The sequence below is a fragment of the Bacillus sp. FSL H8-0516 genome, from assembly GCF_038635285.1.
GTDB classification, from domain to species: Bacteria; Bacillota; Bacilli; order Bacillales; family Bacillaceae; genus Bacillus; species Bacillus safensis.
Map to the genome: position 1 here is coordinate 1,586,670 of NZ_CP152051.1, position 19,389 is coordinate 1,606,058.

Sequence of the window (19,389 nt, forward strand, 5' to 3'; positions counted from 1 at the left end):
CATGTCAGCAAGAGATTTATCTGTTTTATTCAGTGTTATTTTAATTGTGGCGATGCTGGTCATACCGTTTCCGCCCATTTTGTTAAGTATTTTAATCATTATTAATATTTCTCTTGCGCTTATCGTGCTTCTCACCACAATGAACATGCAAGAACCACTGCAATTTTCAATTTTTCCATCGTTGCTTTTGCTCTTAACGCTGTTTCGTTTAGGGCTAAACATCTCGACAACACGTTCTATTCTTTCAACAGGAGATGCTGGAAAGGTTGTCGAAACGTTCGGTTCATTTGTTGTTGGAGGAAATGTCCTCGTTGGTCTTGTTGTTTTCCTTATCCTGATCATCATTCAGTTTATTGTTATCACAAAAGGGGCAGAGCGTGTATCAGAGGTTGCGGCAAGATTTACACTCGATGCGATGCCAGGTAAACAAATGAGTATTGACGCAGATTTAAATGCAGGAATGCTGACCGAAAGTGAAGCAAGAAACCGCCGTGAAAAAGTAGCGAGAGAAGCAGACTTTTATGGAGCGATGGATGGTGCCAGTAAGTTCGTTAAAGGGGACGCCATCGCAGGTATTATCATCGTCATCATCAATATTATATTTGGAATCATTATCGGGATGCTTCAGCAAGGAATGTCGATTCAAGAATCAGCTTCTCACTTTACCCTATTAACGGTAGGGGACGGAATCGTTTCGCAAATTCCGGCACTCCTCATCTCAACGGCAACAGGGATTGTCGTGACGAGAGCTGCTTCTAACGGAAACCTTGGATCAGACATTACAGGGCAGCTCTTTGCATTCCCAGCCATGCTTTATGTGACAGCAGGCACGATCTTCCTTCTTGGGCTGTTTACACCAATCGGCATCCTTTTGACAGGGCCGATCGCAGGTTTACTTGCCCTTGGCGCATACCTGATGTCGAAAAACAAACAAGACCAAGAAGAAATCGAAGAGGTACTGGAGGAACAAGCAGAGGTAGAAGAGATGAAAAGTCCAGAAAGTGTTATTCATCTTCTGCAAATGGATGCCATTGAATTTGAATTTGGCTACGGCCTCATCCCGCTCGCTGATGCAAATCAGGGCGGTGACCTGTTAGACCGAATTGTGATGATCCGAAGGCAGCTTGCCCTCGAACTTGGTCTTGTCATTCCAGTCGTCCGGATCAGGGACAATATTGCACTGAACCCAAATGAATACCGGTTAAAAATTAAAGGGAACGAAGTAGCAAAAGGTGAGCTGCTGCTTGATCACTACTTAGCGATGTCCCCAACGCCTGATGATGATCCGATTGAAGGAATTGAAACAATCGAACCATCCTTTGGCCTGCCGGCTAAATGGATATCAGAAGCAGAAAAAGATCAGGCTGAGATGCTAGGCTATACGGTTGTGGACCCAGCGTCTGTTGTGTCTACTCACATCACAGAGAAGATTAGACAAAACACACACGAGCTGCTCGGACGCCAAGAAACGAAGCAATTAATCGATCATCTGAAAGAAAGTTATCCTGTCTTAGTGGATGAGGTAACACCAAATCCGCTGGCAGTCGGTGATATTCAAAAAGTACTGGCGAAGCTGCTGAAAGAAAAGGTCTCTATCCGAAACCTTGTCACCATTTTTGAGACGCTTGCAGACTACGGAAAATTAACGACTGATACAGATTTATTAACAGAGTATGTTAGACAGGCGCTGGCAAGACAGATTACCGCACAGTATGCAAGAGAAAATGAATCACTCAAAGTCGTGACTTGCTCAGGCCGAGTAGAAAAGGTGATTGCAGACAGCGTTCAGCAGACAGAGCACGGAAACTACTTATCGTTAGATCCAGAATCCTCTGAAAGTGTGATTCAATCAGTGGCGAGAGAAATTGAACAGCTTTCGCTTCGTCAGGAAACGCCGGTTCTATTATGCTCACCTCCTATAAGAATGTACGTTAAGCAGTTGTTAGAAAGATATTTCCCAGATTTACCGGTACTATCTTATAACGAACTAGAAGCGAATGTGGAAGTACAGAGCATCGGAGTGGTGGATATCTAATGAAAATGAAAAAAATCACAGCAAATTCTATGCAGGAGGCAACGATTCAAATCAGGCAGCAGCTTGGGAAAGATGCCGTTATTTTAAATTCTAAAACCGTTGTCAAACGCAAACTGTTCGGTTTGAAGAAACAGCAAATGGTCGAAGTGATTGCAGTGCTGGATCAAGATTTCGAGGAAAGAGCTGGTAAAGGGTTAAACCCTGCGCCGCCTCTTCCAGTATTACCAAAAAAGGAACAAGTTCAAAAGCTGCCCGAAGAGCCTTCATTTGCTCCCAAGGCGGCGAAACCAGCGCCTTCTCATACCCAGCCTTTAGAATATGTGAGGAATGAACGGCATGCGGGTATTCTGCCTGATCCTCTCATAGCAATCGATCAAAAGCTAAAGGATCAAGGACTTGATGATGCCATTCGAGACGAATGCCTGAAGGGTCTTTTAACAAAGGGTGCGGTTAAAGAAAATCACATAAAAAAAGAACTTGAACAACTGCTGACAGATATGCTGCCAGCTAAAACCTCTGATGAGCCGATGATTTCTTCAAAATACATTGTTTTGTTCGGTTCAACTGGAGCTGGTAAAACGACAACGATTGCAAAGCTGGCTGCTAAAACGGCCATTCAGCAGCAAAAGAAAATTGCTTTTATTACAACCGATACGTACCGGATTGCAGCGATCGAACAGCTGAAAACATATGCTGAACTGCTGAATGCACCGCTTGAGGTTTGTTATTCAAGAGAGGATTTTGTAAAAGCCCAAGAGACCTTTAAAGAGTATGATCATATCTTCATCGATACAGCAGGTCGTAACTTTAAAGAAGAAGCGTATATTAAAGAGCTGACCGACATTATTCCATTTGATGAGAGCATTCAAAGTTTTCTCGTGATGAGTGCTACATCGAAGTATCAAGACATGAAAGCCATGGTCAAACGCTTTGAACAAGTTCCAATCAATCAATTCATTTTTACAAAAGTAGATGAAACGGACACGATGGGAACCATTTTTCAAATCATTGCTGACTCTCAAATCAAACTTGGTTTTTTAACAAATGGTCAAAATGTGCCTGAGGATATTCTTGAAGGCTCGCCTCTTGAACTAACAAGGATGGTTTTACAATCATGAAGCCCGACCAAGCAGAAGGGTTAAGAAAACTAGTTCAGCAGAGTCAAATGATCACACCGGCTCCTCTTAACGCCAGCGGACAGGCAAAAACCATTGCCGTCATGAGCGGTAAAGGCGGGGTAGGTAAATCGAATTTGACCCTGAATATGGCACTGTCTATCGCAAGTACAGAGAGAAGAGTGTTAGTGATTGATCTTGATTTTGGGATGGGGAATATTGATATTTTACTAGGGAAAACATCGACTAGTTCTATATTAGATGTTCTCGTTAGAAAAAAATCCTTCCAAGCAGCCATGACAAAAGGAACGGATAACCTATATTACATTTCTGGCGGAAGCGGGCTTGAACAGCTGTTTTCTTTAGATAAAGATCAATGGTCGTTCTTTTTGGAAGAGATGGAAAGAATGATGCAGGACTTCGATTGTATTTTCTTTGATATGGGTGCTGGCTTGTCAAAAGATCAGCTGCCTTTTGTCTTATCGGCAGGAGAAGTGGTCGTTGTGACTACGCCAGAGCCAACATCCATCATGGATGCCTACAGCGCGATTAAACATTTAGCCATTCATCAGTTTGAACGGTCTGTGCAAATCATTGTTAACCGGTGCAAAACCCCGTCAGAAGGGTCTGAAACCTACCGGAAATTAGCAGGAGTGGTCACATCTTTTCTTCACAGAAAACTTGTATTTGCTGGCGCTGTGCCTGATGATCCTGCGGTTCCTAAAGCAGTATCAGAACAAATTCCATTTTATATGAAGCAGCCTCATTCAAGGCTGAGTAAAACCATTAAGATGCTGGCAGAAACACTATATCATCAGCAGATAAGAGAGGCACGGAGAGAACAGCATACGTTTATAGATAAGTTGTCCTCTTTTTTTAAAAGGAGGAAGGTGGACTCATGATTAGAGTGCTAGTAGTAGATGACTCGGCCTTTATGAGAAAGCTCATTAGTGATTTTCTAAGTGCCGAGCAAGAAATAGAAGTCGTCGGAACGGCGCGAAATGGGGAAGATGCCTTAAAACGGATCAAGGAACTGAATCCAGATGTTGTCACATTAGATGTGGAAATGCCTGTTTTAAACGGAACAGAAGCATTAAAACAAATTCTGGCTGAACACGACCTTGCCGTGATTATGGTGTCAAGCCAGACAAAGCAAGGAAAAGATTTAACCATCCATTGCTTAGAACTCGGTGCTTTTGACTTTGTGACAAAGCCTTCGGGAAGTATTTCGCTCGATTTGCACAAAGTGAGGGGGCAAATTGTAGAGCGGGTACTTGCGGCAGGACTGTCAAGGAAACGCACTGAAGAGAAGGTGTCTCCTAAGCCGGTGATAAAGCCGCCAAGTCCAGTGGCTTCACCCCGGCTGCCCTCTGTAAAAGGCAGCTCACTCCGAAAGATTATTACTATCGGAACATCTACAGGAGGACCAAGGGCACTTCAACGAGTCGTAACGAAGCTGCCTAAGGACATCGAGGCACCTATATTGATTGTGCAGCATATGCCAGCAGGATTCACGGCATCACTTGCTACTAGATTAGATCATTTATCACAAATTACGATTAAAGAAGCGCAAGATGGAGACATCGCGAAAAATGGAGTGGCTTACATAGCTCCTGGTGGAATGAATATGTCACTTCATGACCAAGGGGGGTCACTTGTTATCAGGCTGTCCCCTGAAGACACGGAAAGCCGGCACAAGCCATCTGTTAACTATTTATTTGAATCCATCAGCAGCATAAAGGGTTACGAGAAAATCGCTGTCATCATGACAGGTATGGGCAGTGACGGTACTGAAGGTGTCAAAAAAATGGTCGCAAGCGGTCATACGAAAGTCATTGCAGAAAAAGAAGAATCATGTGTTGTTTTCGGAATGCCTAAATCAGTCATTAAAGCAGGCCTTGCACATGAAACAAGGCATGTGGATGACATCGCACATGCAATTATAAGCTCCATGAAAAAAGAGAGGGCGTGAACACGTTGGATGTAAACCAATACTTAGATATCTTTTTAGATGAAAGCAGAGAACACTTACAAACTTGTAATGAAAAACTTCTTGATTTAGAAAAGAACCCAACCGACTTGCAGCTAGTGAATGATATATTCAGAGCGGCTCATACATTGAAAGGCATGAGTGCAACGATGGGCTTTGATGATATGGCTCACTTAACGCATCATTTAGAAAACATGTTTGATGCTATCCGTAATGAACAAATGATTGTCACTCCTGAGTCAATGGATACGATGTTCGAAGCACTCGATCATCTTGAAGCAATGGTTCAATCGATTGCAGAAGGAGGAGACGGGAAACGTGATGTCACAGAGATTAGTAAAAAGCTAGATGTGACAGGAAGCCATGCTGAGGCAGCTTCAAGCGTTGAAACAGCAGATGCATCAGCTGCTGCTAATGACTTAGATTATAACGAGTTTGAACGAACAGTTCTTGATGAAGCGAGAGAGCAAGGCTTCAAATGTTATGAACTCAACGTGACATTAAGTGAAGCGTGCTTACTAAAAGCCGTTCGTGTCTATATGATTTTTGAAAGATTAAATGAAGCAGGCGAGGTTGTCAAAACCGTTCCAAATGCAGAGCTGTTAGAATCAGAAGATTTTGAATCTGAATTCAGCATTTCTTATCTTTCTAAACTGCCGATGGACGAAGTGCAAAAAATCGTTACGGCGATCTCAGAGGTTGAGAAGGTTGAGATCTCTGAAGTCTCCGCATTTGAAGAAGCAGCTCCGGCTGAAAAACAAGAGGCGCAGACTGAACAGAAAAAAGAAGAAGTATCCGTTCCTGCTGCCAAAGCGCCAAATGATGCGCCAAAAGCAAATGGCAATAACGGTGCAGCTGCCGGCGGAACGAAAACAATTCGTGTCAACATCGACCGTCTTGATTCTCTTATGAATCTATTTGAAGAACTTGTGATTGATAGAGGCCGATTAGAGCAGATTGCGAAAGAACTAGAAAATAACGAACTCACAGACACAGTCGAAAGAATGACTCGTATTTCTGGAGACCTGCAATCAATCATCCTGAACATGAGAATGGTACCTGTGGAAACTGTCTTTAACAGATTCCCGCGTATGATTCGTCAATTGACGAAAGAGCTTAATAAGAAAATTGAGCTTATTATTGAGGGTGCTGAGACAGAGCTTGATCGAACAGTGATCGACGAGATTGGTGATCCGCTCTTGCACTTACTCAGAAACAGTCTAGATCACGGGATTGAATCACCAGAAGAACGTGTGAAAAAAGGCAAGCCGGAAAAAGGTACGGTTCTATTAAAAGCGTACCATAGCGGAAACCATGTCTTCATTGAAGTAGAAGATGATGGCGGTGGAATTAACCGTAAAAAGGTGCTTGAAAAAGCATTAGAGCGCGGGGTTATCACAGAAAGAGAAGCAGAAACACTTGAAGATCATCAAATTGATTCATTGATCTTTGCAGCAGGATTCTCTACAGCTGATACGATTTCTGACATCTCAGGCCGCGGTGTAGGTCTTGACGTTGTGAAAAACAAGCTGGAATCACTTGGCGGATCTGTAAGCATTAACTCAACAGAAGGACAGGGCTCACTATTCTCAATCCAGCTTCCGCTTACATTATCGATTATTTCCGTTCTTCTTGTAAAACTAGAAGAGGAAACATTTGCGATTCCGATTTCTTCTATTATTGAAACGGCTGTCATTAAGAAAAGTGACATCCTGCAAACGCATGATCGTGAAGTGATTGATTTCCGCGGATTTATCGTACCGGTCGTGTACTTGAAGAAACAATTCCACGTACCAAATGCGAATGAATTAGAGGAAGAACTGCACATCATTGTTGTTCGTAAAGGAGACAAGCTGACAGCATTTGTGGTCGATTCATTTATTGGTCAGCAAGAGGTTGTATTGAAATCACTAGGAGATTACCTGCCAAACGTATTTGCGATATCCGGCGCAACGATCCTAGGTGACGGTCAAGTTGCACTCATCGTTGACTGTAATGCACTGATCAAGTAAAAAACAATAGAGGAGCGGTCTGAAATGAGTACAGATATCAAAACTGGCGAAAAGATGATTGTGTTTATCGTAAACAAAAAAGAATACGCCATTTCAGTATCAGAAGTAAAGTCCATTGAAAAATGGCAGCAGCCGACAAGAGTTCCTGGCGTTGCCCCTTATATATGCGGTGTTATTAATTTACGCGGTGTCGTGACACCTGTCATTGACCTGAGAGTCAGACTTGGTTCTACTGACAACGAAATTACAGATGAAACAAGAATGATCATTGTACAAGTTGGTGACATTGAAGTCGGCTGGATTGTTGATGAAGCAAATGATGTCATAACCGTCCATCAGGAAGAAGTAGAATCTTCTCCTGAATCAGCTGAAAAAGAAGGACAGTCATGGGTGACAGGTATCATTAAGCATGATCAGCGTCTTTTCAATATCATTCATGCCGGTGCTGTCCTCGACAAGAGCGTTCAAGGTGCACCTGTTCATTAAGGGGGATGTGAAATGAGCATTTTCAACGAAATTAAAGATGAACAGCTAGATATTTTAGGTGAGGTTGGGAATATCGGGGCAGGCCACGCAGCGTCTGCTCTTGCCAACCTATTGGATCGAAAAATCGATATGGCTGTTCCTTTTGTCAAGGTTCTCTCGTTTGAAGATTTAATGGATTTCTTTGGCGGTGCAGACCTTCCTGTTGCAAGCATTTTCCTGCGAATGGAAGGGGATTTAACCGGCTCAATCTTTTTCATTATGCCGTTTGAGCAAGCAGAGCAATTTGTAAGAGAGCTTGTCCAGGATCCGGCATTTGATATTGATACGATTCATGAACATGAGATGGGGACGTCAGCACTTCATGAACTTGGAAATATTTTAGCGGGCTCTTATTTATCAGCCCTTGCCGATTTAACCAAATTGCAGCTTTACCCAAGTGTTCCAGATGTCACGCTCGATATGTTCGGGGCTGTCATTAGTGAAGGGTTGATGCAATTCAGTCCTCTTGGTGATCAGGCGATTGTGATTGATACATCTATTTTTGATGATCAAAATAAGCAAGAGCTGAAAGGAAATATGTTTCTATTACCAGACTTTGAATCGTTCGAAAAACTATTCAAAGCATTAGGTAACCTATAATGAACGTGCAAATTCCGGCAGTTGTAAAGGTTGGTATTGCGGATGTTCAGCTTGTTAAATCACCGGACCGCATTCGGACATCCGGTCTTGGTTCCTGCGTAGGGCTTGTCTTGTTTGATCAAGACAAAAAGCTGGCAGGCCTTGTCCATGTTATGCTTCCAGATTCCTCTCTTTCAAAAGGGGCGGTGGAGAACTTGGCTAAATATGCAGATACAGGTGTCAAGCATACAATTGATCTGCTCTTAAAAGCAGGCGCACGCAAACATGCGCTAAAGGCAAAACTTGCTGGCGGAGCGGAAATGTTTAAGTTTAAGTCAACCAATGATCTAATGAGAATTGGACCTAGAAACGTTTCAGCTGTAAAAGAACATCTGTCTCTTCATCATATCCCGATTATTAGTGAGGATACAGGCGGAAACAGTGGCCGTACAATCGAATTCGATCCGCTTACGGCAGAGCTTGAGATCCGTACTGTGAAGCAAGGCATTATGAAGATATAACTAAGGAAGTATAGGGGGATAAAGATGCAATCCTTAAATTACGAAGATCAGGCGCTATGGGCTAGATGGAAAGAGTGGAAAGACCCAGCTGCTGGAGATGATCTTATGCGCCGCTATATGCCGCTCGTCACATATCATGTTGGAAGAATTTCCATCGGTCTCCCGAAGTCAGTGCATAAAGAAGACTTGATCAGTCTAGGGATGCTCGGTTTATATGATGCCCTTGAAAAATTTGATCCCGGAAGAGATCTGAAGTTTGATACATATGCATCCTTCAGAATCCGCGGGGCCATTATCGACGGTCTTCGTAAAGAGGACTGGCTGCCTCGTACATCAAGAGAAAAAACAAAAAAAGTAGAAGCAGCTATTGAAAAGCTTGAACAGCGTTATTTGCGTAATGTGACGCCGACAGAGGTGGCTGAGGAACTCGGCATGAGTGAACAGGATGTCGTCACAACGATGAATGAAGGATTCTTTGCAAATCTGCTCTCAATCGATGAGAAGCTGCATGATCAAGAAGACGGAGAGAATGTCCAAGTTATGATTCGCGACGAGAAGTCTGTGACTCCAGAAGAGAAAATGCTGAAAGATGAATTAATTGAACAGCTTTCTGAAAAAATCACAGAGCTTTCAGAAAAAGAAAAGCTTGTGATCAGTCTTTTCTATAAAGAAGAACTGACATTAACGGAAATCGGTCAAGTGCTCAATTTATCTACCTCGCGCATTTCGCAAATTCATTCAAAGGCCTTGTTCAAGCTTAAGCATCTGCTTGATAAAGCCATTCAATCTTAAAGAGTTAGTGAGTGAAAAAATATGTTATGGCTGATTAGCTTCATGCTTCATGCTGCACTTATTTATTTTGTGATTATTTTATATACGAGAATGAATTCGCTGAAGGCAACAGAACAAAAGCAGCGAGAACTTCTAGAAGAAACGGAAAATACCCTGGCTGCATTTTTGATGGAGGTCAAAGAAGAGAATGACAAACTATCAAAAGTGGCAGCCGCTTCCCCTGATTTTTCTGCTGAAGAGCTGAAATCGGATCTTCAGACACCAAAGCAGCCACAACCATCAATTGAATCCCAGCAATCGGTCGAAAGTGAAGATCCCGTACCAGAGCACCTGTCGGCTCTCCTTAGCGAAGTTGAGGTGCAGGAAGAGAAGGTAAACGAACCCGTTCCACAACTTGAAACAGAGTCTTTTCTGCCTTCTAAAAGTGAAATAGAAGAAACATTCGAGGACCAAGTGAAGACCCTATATGATGAAGGGCGGTCACTAGAAGAAATAGCGAAAGAAATGAAAACTGGCAAGACAGAAATCGAGCTTTTATTAAAATTTAGCGGAAAGCTGTAAAGGATTCTTGATTGTCAGTCCATCATGTGTTATATTATTTCTTGGTGTTAAATACACACGCTTAATGATTCGTATAAAGGTGCTGCCGTGGCGCAGTTTTATGTGAACATGACTTAAGCGGAGGAAAAAAAACCATTATATTAGGAGGCAACAAAATGTCAGTTATTTCTATGAAACAATTGCTAGAAGCTGGTGTTCACTTCGGTCACCAAACTCGCCGTTGGAACCCAAAAATGAAGCGTTACATCTTTACAGAGCGTAACGGTATCTACATCATCGACCTTCAAAAAACGGTGAAAAAAGTAGAGGAAGCTTACAACTTCACGAAAAACCTTGCTGCTGACGGAGGAAAAATCCTTTTCGTTGGTACGAAAAAGCAAGCACAAGATTCAGTGAAAGAAGAAGCAATCCGTTCTGGTATGTTCTATGTGAACCAACGCTGGCTTGGTGGAACTTTAACAAACTTTGAAACAATCCAAAAACGTATTAAACGTTTAAAAGATATTGAAAAAATGCAAGAAAACGGTACATTCGAAGTTCTTCCTAAGAAAGAAGTCGTTCAACTGAAAAAAGAATTAGAGCGTCTTGAAAAATTCCTAGGCGGAATCAAAGACATGAAGAGTCTTCCGGATGCACTTTTCATTATCGACCCTCGTAAAGAGCGTATTGCAGTTGCAGAAGCTCGTAAATTGAATATCCCAATCATCGGTATCGTTGACACAAACTGTGATCCAGACGAAATTGATGTTGTGATCCCTGCAAACGATGATGCAATCCGTGCTGTAAAACTTCTAACTGCTAAAATGGCAGATGCGATTCTTGAGTCTAAACAAGGCGAAGAAGAAGCTGTTGTAGAAGAAACGACAGAAACTGAAACAACAACTGCGTAACCTATTCAAAAGGTGATAAGAGGGAAATGCCTTTTATCACCTTTTTTTCACCTAGTAATCCGTGTTTTAACATAGAAGGAGGAAATGTAAAATGGCAATTACTGCTCAATTAGTTAAAGAACTGCGTCAAAAAACTGGTGCAGGTATGATGGACTGTAAAAAAGCGTTAACAGAAACTGATGGTGACATCGAGAAAGCAATCGACCTTCTAAGAGAAAAAGGAATCGCAAAAGCTGCGAAAAAAGCAGACCGTATTGCGGCAGAAGGATTAACTCTTATCAAAACTGACGGCAACACAGGCGTGATCCTAGAAGTGAACTCTGAGACTGATTTCGTTGCGAAAAACGAAGGATTCCAAGCACTTCTTAACGAACTTGCTGATCATTTGCTTGCTGCTAAACCTGCAACACTTGAAGAAGCTCATGCTTCTAAAATGGAAAACGGTTCAACAGTTGAAGAGCATATCACATCTGCAATTGCGAAAATCGGAGAGAAAATCACTCTACGCCGTTTCTCTGTCATTACAAAAGAAGATAATGCTGCATTCGGTTCTTACCTGCACATGGGCGGACGTATCGGTGTGTTAGCTGTTCTTAACGGAACAACTGACGAAGAGCTTGCAAGAGACATCGCAATGCACGTTGCAGCTGTAAACCCTAAATACATTTCTCGTGACCAAGTGTCAGAGGAAGAAGCAAACCGTGAGCGTGAAGTATTAACACAGCAAGCGCTTCAAGAAGGAAAGCCTGAAAACATCGTAGCTAAAATGGTTGAAGGCCGTCTAAACAAATTCTTCGAAGAAATTTGCTTACTTGACCAAGCGTTCGTTAAAAACCCAGATGAAAAAGTGAAACAAGTTGTAGCTGCGAAAAACGCAACTGTTCAAACTTATGTTCGCTATGAAGTGGGCGAAGGTATCGAAAAACGTCAAGACAACTTTGCTGAAGAAGTTATGAGCCAAGTGAAAAAATAATGTTTGAAAAGCTCTCTGGGGCTTTTTTAGGGAGCACAAGCACTGTGTTCCCTATTTTTTAGAGGATATTGATTTACAAAAGGCAGTTTCTTACGCATAATAAGAGACGGTATAGTATACACTTGGAGGTTATCATGAGCAAACCGAAATATAATCGCATTGTACTGAAGCTAAGTGGCGAAGCACTAGCGGGTGATGCTGGAAATGGAATTAACCCAACTGTCATTCAATCAATTGCAAAGCAAGTAAAAGAAATTGCAGAGCTTGATGTTGAAGTTGCAGTCGTTGTAGGCGGAGGAAACCTTTGGCGCGGGAAGACAGGCAGTGATCTAGGAATGGACCGTGCAACAGCAGACTACATGGGGATGCTGGCAACAGTGATGAACTCACTGGCGTTACAGGACAGCCTAGAAACGCTTGGCATTCAGTCTAGAGTGCAAACCTCTATTGAAATGAGACAGGTTGCAGAACCATACATAAGAAGAAAAGCGATCCGTCATCTTGAGAAGAAACGTGTCGTCATTTTTGCTGCTGGAACAGGGAATCCTTATTTCTCTACAGATACTACAGCAGCACTTCGAGCAGCAGAAATTGAAGCAGATGTCATTTTAATGGCGAAAAATAATGTAGATGGTGTCTACAGTGCTGATCCTCGTACAGATGCGGATGCAGTAAAATATGATAAGCTTTCATATCTTGATGTACTTAAAGAAGGGCTTGCTGTAATGGATTCTACTGCGTCCTCATTATGTATGGACAATGACATTCCATTAATCGTCTTCTCCATTATGGAAGAAGGAAATATTAAACGTGCCGTAAACGGCGAATCAATCGGAACGATCGTGAGGGGGAAATAACGTGTCAAAAGAAGTGTTGAACCAAACGAAAGAAAAAATGGAAAAAGCCGTACAAGCGTACGGACGTGAGCTTGCAACTGTTCGTGCAGGCCGTGCGAATGCTTCACTGCTTGATAAAGTGACAGTGGATTATTACGGTGCACAAACACCGCTTAACCAAATTGCGTCGATCACAGTGCCAGAAGCACGTATGCTGATTATCACACCTTACGATAAAACAGCAATCGGTGATATCGAAAAAGCGATCCAAAAGTCTGATCTTGGCATCACGCCAACAAGTGACGGAAATGTGATCCGCATTGCGATTCCTGCGCTGACAGAAGAAAGACGTAAAGAGCTTGTGAAAGTCGTAAAAAAATACTCAGAAGAAGCAAAAGTAGCTGTTCGTAACGTGCGTCGTGATGCAAACGATGATTTGAAAAAGCTTGAGAAAAATGGGGAGATCACTGAAGATGAATTAAGATCATCGACAGAGGATGTTCAAAAATTGACAGATGAATATGTCGCTAAAATTGATGACGTGACGAAAGATAAAGAAAAAGAAATCATGGAAGTTTAAGAAAAAACTATGTACAATAGATAATAGTGAAAAGACCCTCTTCATGTTTACAGGGGGTTTTTTTGTTAATACTGTTGATGACTATATTATTTAGCGGGAACGCAACCTTTTTGGGTGATGGAGGAATCTCATGCTCAATATACTCAAAAATTGGAAGAATCAGCAAACAGCAGCTTCCAACTTAGAAAGCCTGACAAAAGAAGACATATTAAATGGAGAAATTCCTGAACATATCGCCATTATCATGGATGGGAACGGAAGATGGGCGAAAAAACGTGCTCTTCCACGGGTAGCAGGTCATCATGAAGGAATGAAAGTCGTCAAGCGCATGACAAAGCTTGCAAATGAGCTAAATGTCAAAGTGCTGACTTTGTATGCTTTCTCTACGGAAAATTGGAAACGTCCAAAACTAGAAGTAGACTTTTTAATGAAACTTCCTGAAGAATTTTTAAACATCTACCTGCCTGAACTCATCGAGGAGAATGTCCGTGTGCGTTTAACAGGTGATCCAGACGGCCTCCCGCAGCATACGAAAAAAGCGGTAGAGAACGCAGTAAAGAGTACGGCGAATAACGACGGGCTCGTTTTAAACTTTGCGCTCAACTACGGGGGGCGCACAGAAATCGTCTCCGCATGCAGACAAATTTCTGAAAAGGTCAAAGAAGGTAAGCTTCGAGCAGAAGACATCACAGAAGAGATGTTTTCAGCTTATTTAATGACAGAATCTCTTCAAGATCCGGATTTGCTCATTCGCACGAGTGGAGAAATTAGATTAAGCAACTTTATGCTTTGGCAAATTGCGTACAGCGAGTTTGTCTTTACGGATGTGCTTTGGCCTGACTTTTCTGATGAGCACCTTATAGGCGCTATCGGAGAGTACCAGCGCCGCGGCCGGAGGTTCGGTGGAATTTAGAGGGTGGTGCAGATGAAACAAAGAATTTTGACGGGTGTTTTGGCAGCTGCAGTCTTTTTGCTTGCAGTTATATATGGACAGATGCCATTTACCCTGCTGATTTATTTAATGGGAAGTGTCGCTCTCTTTGAGCTTTTAAGAATGAAAAAGATCTCGATTTTCAGCTTTCCTGGTATTGTCAGCTTAATATTGCTTTGGCTTTTAATGGGCGGAGACAACAGCTTCTTCCCAAACGTGGACGCATCAAAAATGCAGATTGCTTTATTTGCAGTCTTAATACTTTTAACTTATACAGTTTTGAGCAAAAACTCTTTCACTTTCGATGAGGTTGCTTTTGTTGTATTAGCCACATTATATATTGGCGTTAGTTTCTATTATTTTATCCAAATTAGAGGCTTATATGGCATGAGTGCGATCTTCTTCGCAGCAGTGATTATTTGGTCTACTGACTCAGGAGCCTATTTTATTGGAAAATCTATGGGGAAACGAAAGCTTTGGCCAGAAATCAGCCCAAACAAAACAGTAGAAGGATTTATCGGCGGAATTGTCACGGCGGTCGTGTTGTCACTTGTGTTTCAGGCGGTTACAGGATTTTTGCCATCATATCTGCTTGTGATGTTTATTACTCTTTTACTCAGTATCTTTGGACAGCTTGGCGACCTTGTGGAATCTGCTTTAAAGCGTCATTATCATGTGAAGGATTCAGGGACAATTCTCCCTGGCCATGGCGGGATTTTGGACAGGTTTGACAGCTTTTTATTCGTTCTGCCGTTTTTATACTTACTGCTCGCAACGTTTGCCAGCTAACCTCATAGAAACTTATTGAACGAGAGAAGGAGTGGCAATTTGAAATATATTTCGCTATTAGGCGCAACAGGATCAATTGGAGAACAAACGTTAGATGTGATCAGTCAGCACCCGGACAAGTTTAAGCTGAAAGCCATGACATTTGGCAGAAATATAGCAAAGGCGATTCCGATCATTGAGCGCTTTCAGCCTGAATTCGTCGGCTGTGTAGACGAAGAAACCTATCACATGCTAAAAAATCATTCATTTGCATACGATGTGAAGCTGGCTGCTGGTGATGAAGCCAACATCGAGGCAGCGACCTATGATGCAGTGGACGTAGTGGTCAATGCACTTGTAGGAAGTGTTGGACTTGTTCCAACATTAAAGGCCATTGAACAAAAAAAGACGATTGCACTCGCAAATAAGGAAACACTTGTGACAGCTGGTCATATAGTAAAAGAGTACGCTAAAACATATGATGTACCTTTACTTCCTGTCGATAGTGAGCATTCCGCTATTTTTCAATGCCTGCAAGGTGAACAAGCTAAAAATATTGAACGCTTAATCGTGACAGCTTCAGGTGGTAGTTTCCGAGATAAAAAACGAACTGAACTTGAAGGTGTTACGGTTGAAGAAGCGCTGAACCACCCGAACTGGTCGATGGGAGCGAAAATCACCATTGATTCAGCGACGATGATGAATAAAGGGCTCGAGGTGATCGAGGCACATTGGTTGTTTGATATCCCTTATGAACAAATTGATGTGCTGCTACATAAAGAGAGCATTATCCATTCGATGGTGGAATTTCACGACAAAAGCGTCATGGCTCAGTTAGGGACACCAGACATGAGAGTGCCTATTCAATATGCACTCACATACCCCGACAGGGCGCCGTTACAAGAAGCGAAATCATTGAACCTTTGGGAGATTGGACAATTGAATTTCCAAAAAGCGGATTTTGACAGGTATCGCTGCTTACATTTTGCTTATGAATCAGGTAAAATAGGAGGGACAATGCCTGCTGTACTTAATGCAGCAAATGAAATGGCAGTCGATGCATTTCTGAAAGGCAAAGTAACGTTCCTGCAAATTGAAGAATTGATTGAAAAGGCACTAATCAGACATCATGTGATTTCAACGCCTAGTTTGCAAGATATCCATGAAGTGGACAAAGATACACGAGACTTTGTTCAATCAATCCTCACATAAGGTGGTATGTTCGTGAATACAGTGATTGCGTTTATTATTATTTTTGGAACGCTCGTTTTTTTCCACGAGCTTGGCCATTTAATTATGGCGCAGCGCGCGGGGATTTTATGCCGCGAGTTCGCAATTGGTTTTGGGCCGAAGATTTTCTCCTTTAAACGAAAAGAAACCGTTTATACCATTAGACTTCTCCCTATTGGCGGATTTGTTAAAATGGCTGGAGAGGACCCTGAAGTTATCGAAATTAAACCAGGTCATACAGTGGGGCTCTTATTCAATGAGCAAAATGAAGTAGAAAAGATCATTTTAAATGATAAAGAAAAATATCCTGATGCACTTGTCATCGAAGTTGAGCAGATTGATTTAGATCATGCTATGAGAATCTCGGGATATGAAGCTGGAAATGAAGATATTCTGACTGGCTACAATGTCAGTCAAACAAGCTTCTATATTGCAGATGGTGAAGAAATTCAAATCGCACCATACAATCGTCAATTTGGTTCAAAAACAGTTTGGCAGCGAATTAAAGCTATCGCAGCTGGACCGATTATGAACTTTATCCTGGCGTATGTAATTTTGGTTGCTTTAGGTTTTATTCAAGGGGTAACCGTTGATGATCCTGTACTCGGTAAGCTGACGAAAGACGGCCGGGCGGCTGAGGCTGGACTCATGCAGGGAGATCACATCGTGTCCATTAACGGCGAGAAAATGAATTCTTGGACAGACGTCGTTCAAACAGTTCAAAAGAACCCTGAGAAAAAAATGAATGTCGTCATTGACCGAGACGGCAAAGAAAGCACTGTGCAGGTTGTACCAGAAGCTGTAAAAGCAGATGGGAAAAGCATTGGCCGTTTCGGATCATATCCGCCAACGGAAAATGGATTTTTGAAAGTTATTTCATCTTCTGGAACAACTGTCATTTCAACGGCAGGTCTGATCTTAACGAACTTGCAAAAAATTGTCACAGGACAATTTTCACTAGACATGTTAGCAGGTCCTGTTGGAATTTATGACATGACAGGAGAAGTAGCCAAACAAGGTGTGTTAACATTAATGCAGTTTGCGGCGTTCCTCAGTATCAACCTAGGCATCGTGAATTTGTTACCGATTCCTGCATTAGACGGAGGACGTTTACTATTCTTATTTGTTGAAGCCATTCGCGGTAAACCAATTAATCGTGAGAAGGAAGCACTTGTTGTCTTTATCGGTGTTGCTTTCCTCATGCTGTTAATGTTAGTGGTAACGTGGAATGACATTCAGCGGTTATTTTTATAAAAACCATTCTCTCTTGTTTCTCATTCCGGGAAACAAGAGTTTTTGTGAGAAGTCCTATTTCATAAATGAGGTGTAACGACATGAGACAATCCCTGACTTTCATTCCAACTCTTCGAGAGGTGCCGGCAGATGCTGAGGCAAAAAGCCATCAACTCTTAGTAAGAGCTGGGTTTATTAGACAAAATACAAGTGGAATCTATCATTATCTGCCGCTTGCGCATAAAGTCATTCAGCATATTCAATCGATCGTCCGCAAGGAAATGGAAAAGGCAGGCGCAGCTGAGCTGTTAATGCCAGTGCTGCAGCAGGCAGAAATGTGGCAAGAGTCAGGAAGATGGTATACATACGGTCCAGAACTGATGCGTATGAAGGATCGCCATGGCCGCGAATTTGCGCTTGGCCCAACCCACGAAGAAGTGATCACATCATTAGTACGCAGCGAAGTGAAATCGTATAAGAAGCTTCCTTTAACTCTATATCAAATTCAATCAAAATTCCGTGATGAACAGAGACCGCGCTTTGGACTGCTGCGCGGACGTGAATTTATTATGAAGGATGCATACTCATTCCATTCTTCACCAGAAAGCCTTGATGAGACATACAACAAAATGTTTACGGCTTACTCTAATGTGTTCTCAAAAGTGGGTCTCAATTTTAGACCAGTCATTGCGGATTCTGGGGCAATGGGAGGAAAAGATACGCATGAGTTCATGGCGCTTTCAGAAGTCGGAGAGGATACCATCGCTTATTCTGATACTTCCTCATATGCTGCAAACATTGAAATGGCTGAGGCTGTATATCACGGAGAAGAAGCAAATCCTGCGGACTTCAAAGAACTTGAAAAAGTCCACACACCGCAAGTGAAAACCATTCAAGATGTGGCTGAATTTTTAGAAGTTGACCCTGCTGCTTGCATTAAATCTGTTTTGTTTAAAGCAGATGATGCGTATGTTCTGATCCTTACTAGAGGCGATCATGAAGTAAATGATGTGAAAGTGAAAAACTTGGTAGGAGCACAGCTTGTCGAGCTTGCTTCACGTGAAGAAGTGCTGGAAGTCATTGGAACTGAGCCTGGATTTGTTGGACCTGTTAAACTGGAAGCAGAAGTCGATATTTATGCGGACCTTGCTGTGAAGGGAATGACAAATGCTGTCGCTGGTGCAAACGAAGCGGATTATCATTATGTCAATGTCAATCCTGCACGTGACGTGTCAGTAAAAGAATTCACAGATCTTCGTTTGATTCAAGAAGGAGATGTTTCTCCAGATGGGGAAGGCACAATCCAGTTTGCAAAAGGGATTGAAGTAGGACAAGTCTTTAAACTGGGCACTCGTTATTCTGAGTCGATGGATGCAACGTACCTCGATGAGAATGGTCGTGCGCAGCCAATGATTATGGGCTGCTATGGCATCGGCATCTCTAGAACGCTGTCAGCGATTGTTGAACAGCATCACGATGAGAAAGGAATCATTTGGCCGGAAACAGTGGCACCATATGACCTTCACCTCCTTGCATTAAATATGAAAAACGATGCGCAGAAAGAACTGGCTGAAACGTTGTACGAGCGATTAGAAGATGAAGGTTTCGACGTACTTTTCGATGACCGCCAGGAGCGTGCAGGAGTAAAATTTGCAGACAGTGATTTAATTGGACTGCCAATTCGTATTAGCTGCGGAAAACGTTCAGAAGAAGGTATAGTAGAAGTGAAGTTTAGAAAATCAGGTGAATCACATGAAGTATCTGTTGATGATCTGATTTCATTTATACGCCAAGCATAAAACGAACAAAAAAATGAAG

The 19,389-nt window shown here is 42.3% G+C and carries 19 protein-coding genes; all 19 read left to right on the forward strand.

Going from position 1 to position 19,389, the window contains the following annotated elements; translation table 11 throughout:
• The first annotated feature begins 1 nt into the window (after window position 1).
• The 19 genes from flhA (at window position 2) to MHB67_RS07970 (ending at window position 19,370) form a co-directional block, all read left to right on the forward strand.
• Window positions 2-2,035 carry a flagellar biosynthesis protein FlhA gene (gene flhA, locus MHB67_RS07880; RefSeq protein WP_044330616.1) on the forward strand — a complete coding sequence of 678 codons (2,034 nt, stop codon included), beginning with the start codon at window positions 2-4 and terminating at the stop codon, window positions 2,033-2,035.
• Window positions 2,035-3,153 (forward strand): flagellar biosynthesis protein FlhF, encoded by a 1,119-nt coding sequence (gene flhF / locus MHB67_RS07885; RefSeq protein ID WP_151863076.1) that lies wholly within the window; start codon window positions 2,035-2,037, stop codon window positions 3,151-3,153. The genes flhA and flhF overlap by 1 nt, the downstream gene beginning before the upstream one ends.
• Complete coding sequence (locus MHB67_RS07890) at window positions 3,147-4,052, forward strand: MinD/ParA family protein (protein WP_024424160.1); 906 nt, start codon at window positions 3,147-3,149, stop codon at window positions 4,050-4,052. Before flhF ends, MHB67_RS07890 begins: the two co-directional genes overlap by 7 nt.
• Window positions 4,049-5,122 carry a chemotaxis response regulator protein-glutamate methylesterase gene (locus MHB67_RS07895; RefSeq protein ID WP_034623626.1) on the forward strand — a complete coding sequence of 358 codons (1,074 nt, stop codon included), beginning with the start codon at window positions 4,049-4,051 and terminating at the stop codon, window positions 5,120-5,122. The genes MHB67_RS07890 and MHB67_RS07895 overlap by 4 nt, the downstream gene beginning before the upstream one ends.
• A 5-nt stretch (window positions 5,123-5,127) precedes the next feature.
• Window positions 5,128-7,152 (forward strand): chemotaxis protein CheA, encoded by a 2,025-nt coding sequence (locus tag MHB67_RS07900; protein WP_342492876.1) that lies wholly within the window; start codon window positions 5,128-5,130, stop codon window positions 7,150-7,152.
• A gap of 24 nt (window positions 7,153-7,176) precedes the next feature.
• Complete coding sequence (locus tag MHB67_RS07905; RefSeq protein ID WP_024424157.1) at window positions 7,177-7,638, forward strand: chemotaxis protein CheW; 462 nt, start codon at window positions 7,177-7,179, stop codon at window positions 7,636-7,638.
• Between the two features lie 12 nt (window positions 7,639-7,650).
• The gene (locus tag MHB67_RS07910; RefSeq protein WP_024424156.1) at window positions 7,651-8,277 is read left to right on the forward strand and encodes a chemotaxis protein CheC; all 627 of its coding nucleotides are present in this window, start codon (window positions 7,651-7,653) and stop codon (window positions 8,275-8,277) included.
• Window positions 8,277-8,777: a chemotaxis protein CheD gene (locus MHB67_RS07915; protein WP_024424155.1), complete on the forward strand. Its 501-nt coding sequence runs from the start codon at window positions 8,277-8,279 to the stop codon at window positions 8,775-8,777. Before MHB67_RS07910 ends, MHB67_RS07915 begins: the two co-directional genes overlap by 1 nt.
• A 24-nt stretch (window positions 8,778-8,801) precedes the next feature.
• A complete protein-coding gene (locus MHB67_RS07920) occupies window positions 8,802-9,569 on the forward strand; it encodes a FliA/WhiG family RNA polymerase sigma factor (RefSeq protein WP_024424154.1) in 768 nt (255 codons plus the stop codon).
• A 21-nt stretch (window positions 9,570-9,590) separates the two neighbouring features.
• Window positions 9,591-10,130 (forward strand): Swarming motility protein SwrB, encoded by a 540-nt coding sequence (locus MHB67_RS07925; protein ID WP_342492877.1) that lies wholly within the window; start codon window positions 9,591-9,593, stop codon window positions 10,128-10,130.
• Window positions 10,131-10,285: 155 nt separating this feature from the next.
• Window positions 10,286-11,020 carry a 30S ribosomal protein S2 gene (gene rpsB, locus MHB67_RS07930; protein ID WP_024426991.1) on the forward strand — a complete coding sequence of 245 codons (735 nt, stop codon included), beginning with the start codon at window positions 10,286-10,288 and terminating at the stop codon, window positions 11,018-11,020.
• A gap of 91 nt (window positions 11,021-11,111) precedes the next feature.
• Window positions 11,112-11,993, forward strand: coding sequence for a translation elongation factor Ts (tsf, locus tag MHB67_RS07935; protein ID WP_024424151.1), 882 nt, complete (start codon window positions 11,112-11,114; stop codon window positions 11,991-11,993).
• A 134-nt stretch (window positions 11,994-12,127) separates the two neighbouring features.
• Window positions 12,128-12,850 (forward strand): UMP kinase, encoded by a 723-nt coding sequence (gene pyrH / locus MHB67_RS07940; RefSeq protein WP_008344767.1) that lies wholly within the window; start codon window positions 12,128-12,130, stop codon window positions 12,848-12,850.
• A 1-nt stretch (window position 12,851) separates the two neighbouring features.
• Entirely contained in the window at window positions 12,852-13,409 is a 558-nt protein-coding gene (gene frr / locus MHB67_RS07945; protein ID WP_024424150.1) for a ribosome recycling factor, read from the forward strand.
• A gap of 130 nt (window positions 13,410-13,539) precedes the next feature.
• Window positions 13,540-14,322, forward strand: coding sequence for an isoprenyl transferase (locus MHB67_RS07950; protein ID WP_024424149.1), 783 nt, complete (start codon window positions 13,540-13,542; stop codon window positions 14,320-14,322).
• A gap of 12 nt (window positions 14,323-14,334) precedes the next feature.
• Window positions 14,335-15,129: a phosphatidate cytidylyltransferase gene (locus MHB67_RS07955; RefSeq protein WP_024424148.1), complete on the forward strand. Its 795-nt coding sequence runs from the start codon at window positions 14,335-14,337 to the stop codon at window positions 15,127-15,129.
• A 39-nt stretch (window positions 15,130-15,168) separates the two neighbouring features.
• On the forward strand, window positions 15,169-16,320 hold the full coding sequence (gene dxr, locus MHB67_RS07960) for a 1-deoxy-D-xylulose-5-phosphate reductoisomerase (RefSeq protein ID WP_024424147.1): 1,152 nt from the start codon (window positions 15,169-15,171) through the stop codon (window positions 16,318-16,320).
• Between the two features lie 6 nt (window positions 16,321-16,326).
• Complete coding sequence (rseP, locus tag MHB67_RS07965) at window positions 16,327-17,592, forward strand: RIP metalloprotease RseP (RefSeq protein WP_087975441.1); 1,266 nt, start codon at window positions 16,327-16,329, stop codon at window positions 17,590-17,592.
• Window positions 17,593-17,672: 80 nt separating this feature from the next.
• Window positions 17,673-19,370, forward strand: coding sequence for a proline--tRNA ligase (locus tag MHB67_RS07970; protein WP_149126658.1), 1,698 nt, complete (start codon window positions 17,673-17,675; stop codon window positions 19,368-19,370).
• The last annotated feature ends 19 nt before the right edge of the window (window positions 19,371-19,389 follow it).

Excerpts from the sequence above, each read along its gene's own strand:
- flhA (WP_044330616.1), top strand. The coding sequence starts at position 2 with ATGTCAGCAAGAGATTTATCTGTTTTATTCAGTGTTATTTTAATTGTG.
- flhF (WP_151863076.1), top strand. The coding sequence starts at position 2,035 with ATGAAAATGAAAAAAATCACAGCAAATTCTATGCAGGAGGCAACGATT.
- MHB67_RS07895 (WP_034623626.1), top strand. The coding sequence starts at position 4,049 with ATGATTAGAGTGCTAGTAGTAGATGACTCGGCCTTTATGAGAAAGCTC.
- MHB67_RS07905 (WP_024424157.1), top strand. The coding sequence starts at position 7,177 with ATGAGTACAGATATCAAAACTGGCGAAAAGATGATTGTGTTTATCGTA.
- MHB67_RS07910 (WP_024424156.1), top strand. The coding sequence starts at position 7,651 with ATGAGCATTTTCAACGAAATTAAAGATGAACAGCTAGATATTTTAGGT.
- MHB67_RS07915 (WP_024424155.1), top strand. The coding sequence starts at position 8,277 with ATGAACGTGCAAATTCCGGCAGTTGTAAAGGTTGGTATTGCGGATGTT.
- MHB67_RS07920 (WP_024424154.1), top strand. The coding sequence starts at position 8,802 with ATGCAATCCTTAAATTACGAAGATCAGGCGCTATGGGCTAGATGGAAA.
- MHB67_RS07925 (WP_342492877.1), top strand. The coding sequence starts at position 9,591 with ATGTTATGGCTGATTAGCTTCATGCTTCATGCTGCACTTATTTATTTT.
- rpsB (WP_024426991.1), top strand. The coding sequence starts at position 10,286 with ATGTCAGTTATTTCTATGAAACAATTGCTAGAAGCTGGTGTTCACTTC.
- tsf (WP_024424151.1), top strand. The coding sequence starts at position 11,112 with ATGGCAATTACTGCTCAATTAGTTAAAGAACTGCGTCAAAAAACTGGT.
- pyrH (WP_008344767.1), top strand. The coding sequence starts at position 12,128 with ATGAGCAAACCGAAATATAATCGCATTGTACTGAAGCTAAGTGGCGAA.
- MHB67_RS07950 (WP_024424149.1), top strand. The coding sequence starts at position 13,540 with ATGCTCAATATACTCAAAAATTGGAAGAATCAGCAAACAGCAGCTTCC.
- MHB67_RS07955 (WP_024424148.1), top strand. The coding sequence starts at position 14,335 with ATGAAACAAAGAATTTTGACGGGTGTTTTGGCAGCTGCAGTCTTTTTG.
- rseP (WP_087975441.1), top strand. The coding sequence starts at position 16,327 with ATGTTCGTGAATACAGTGATTGCGTTTATTATTATTTTTGGAACGCTC.
- MHB67_RS07970 (WP_149126658.1), top strand. The coding sequence starts at position 17,673 with ATGAGACAATCCCTGACTTTCATTCCAACTCTTCGAGAGGTGCCGGCA.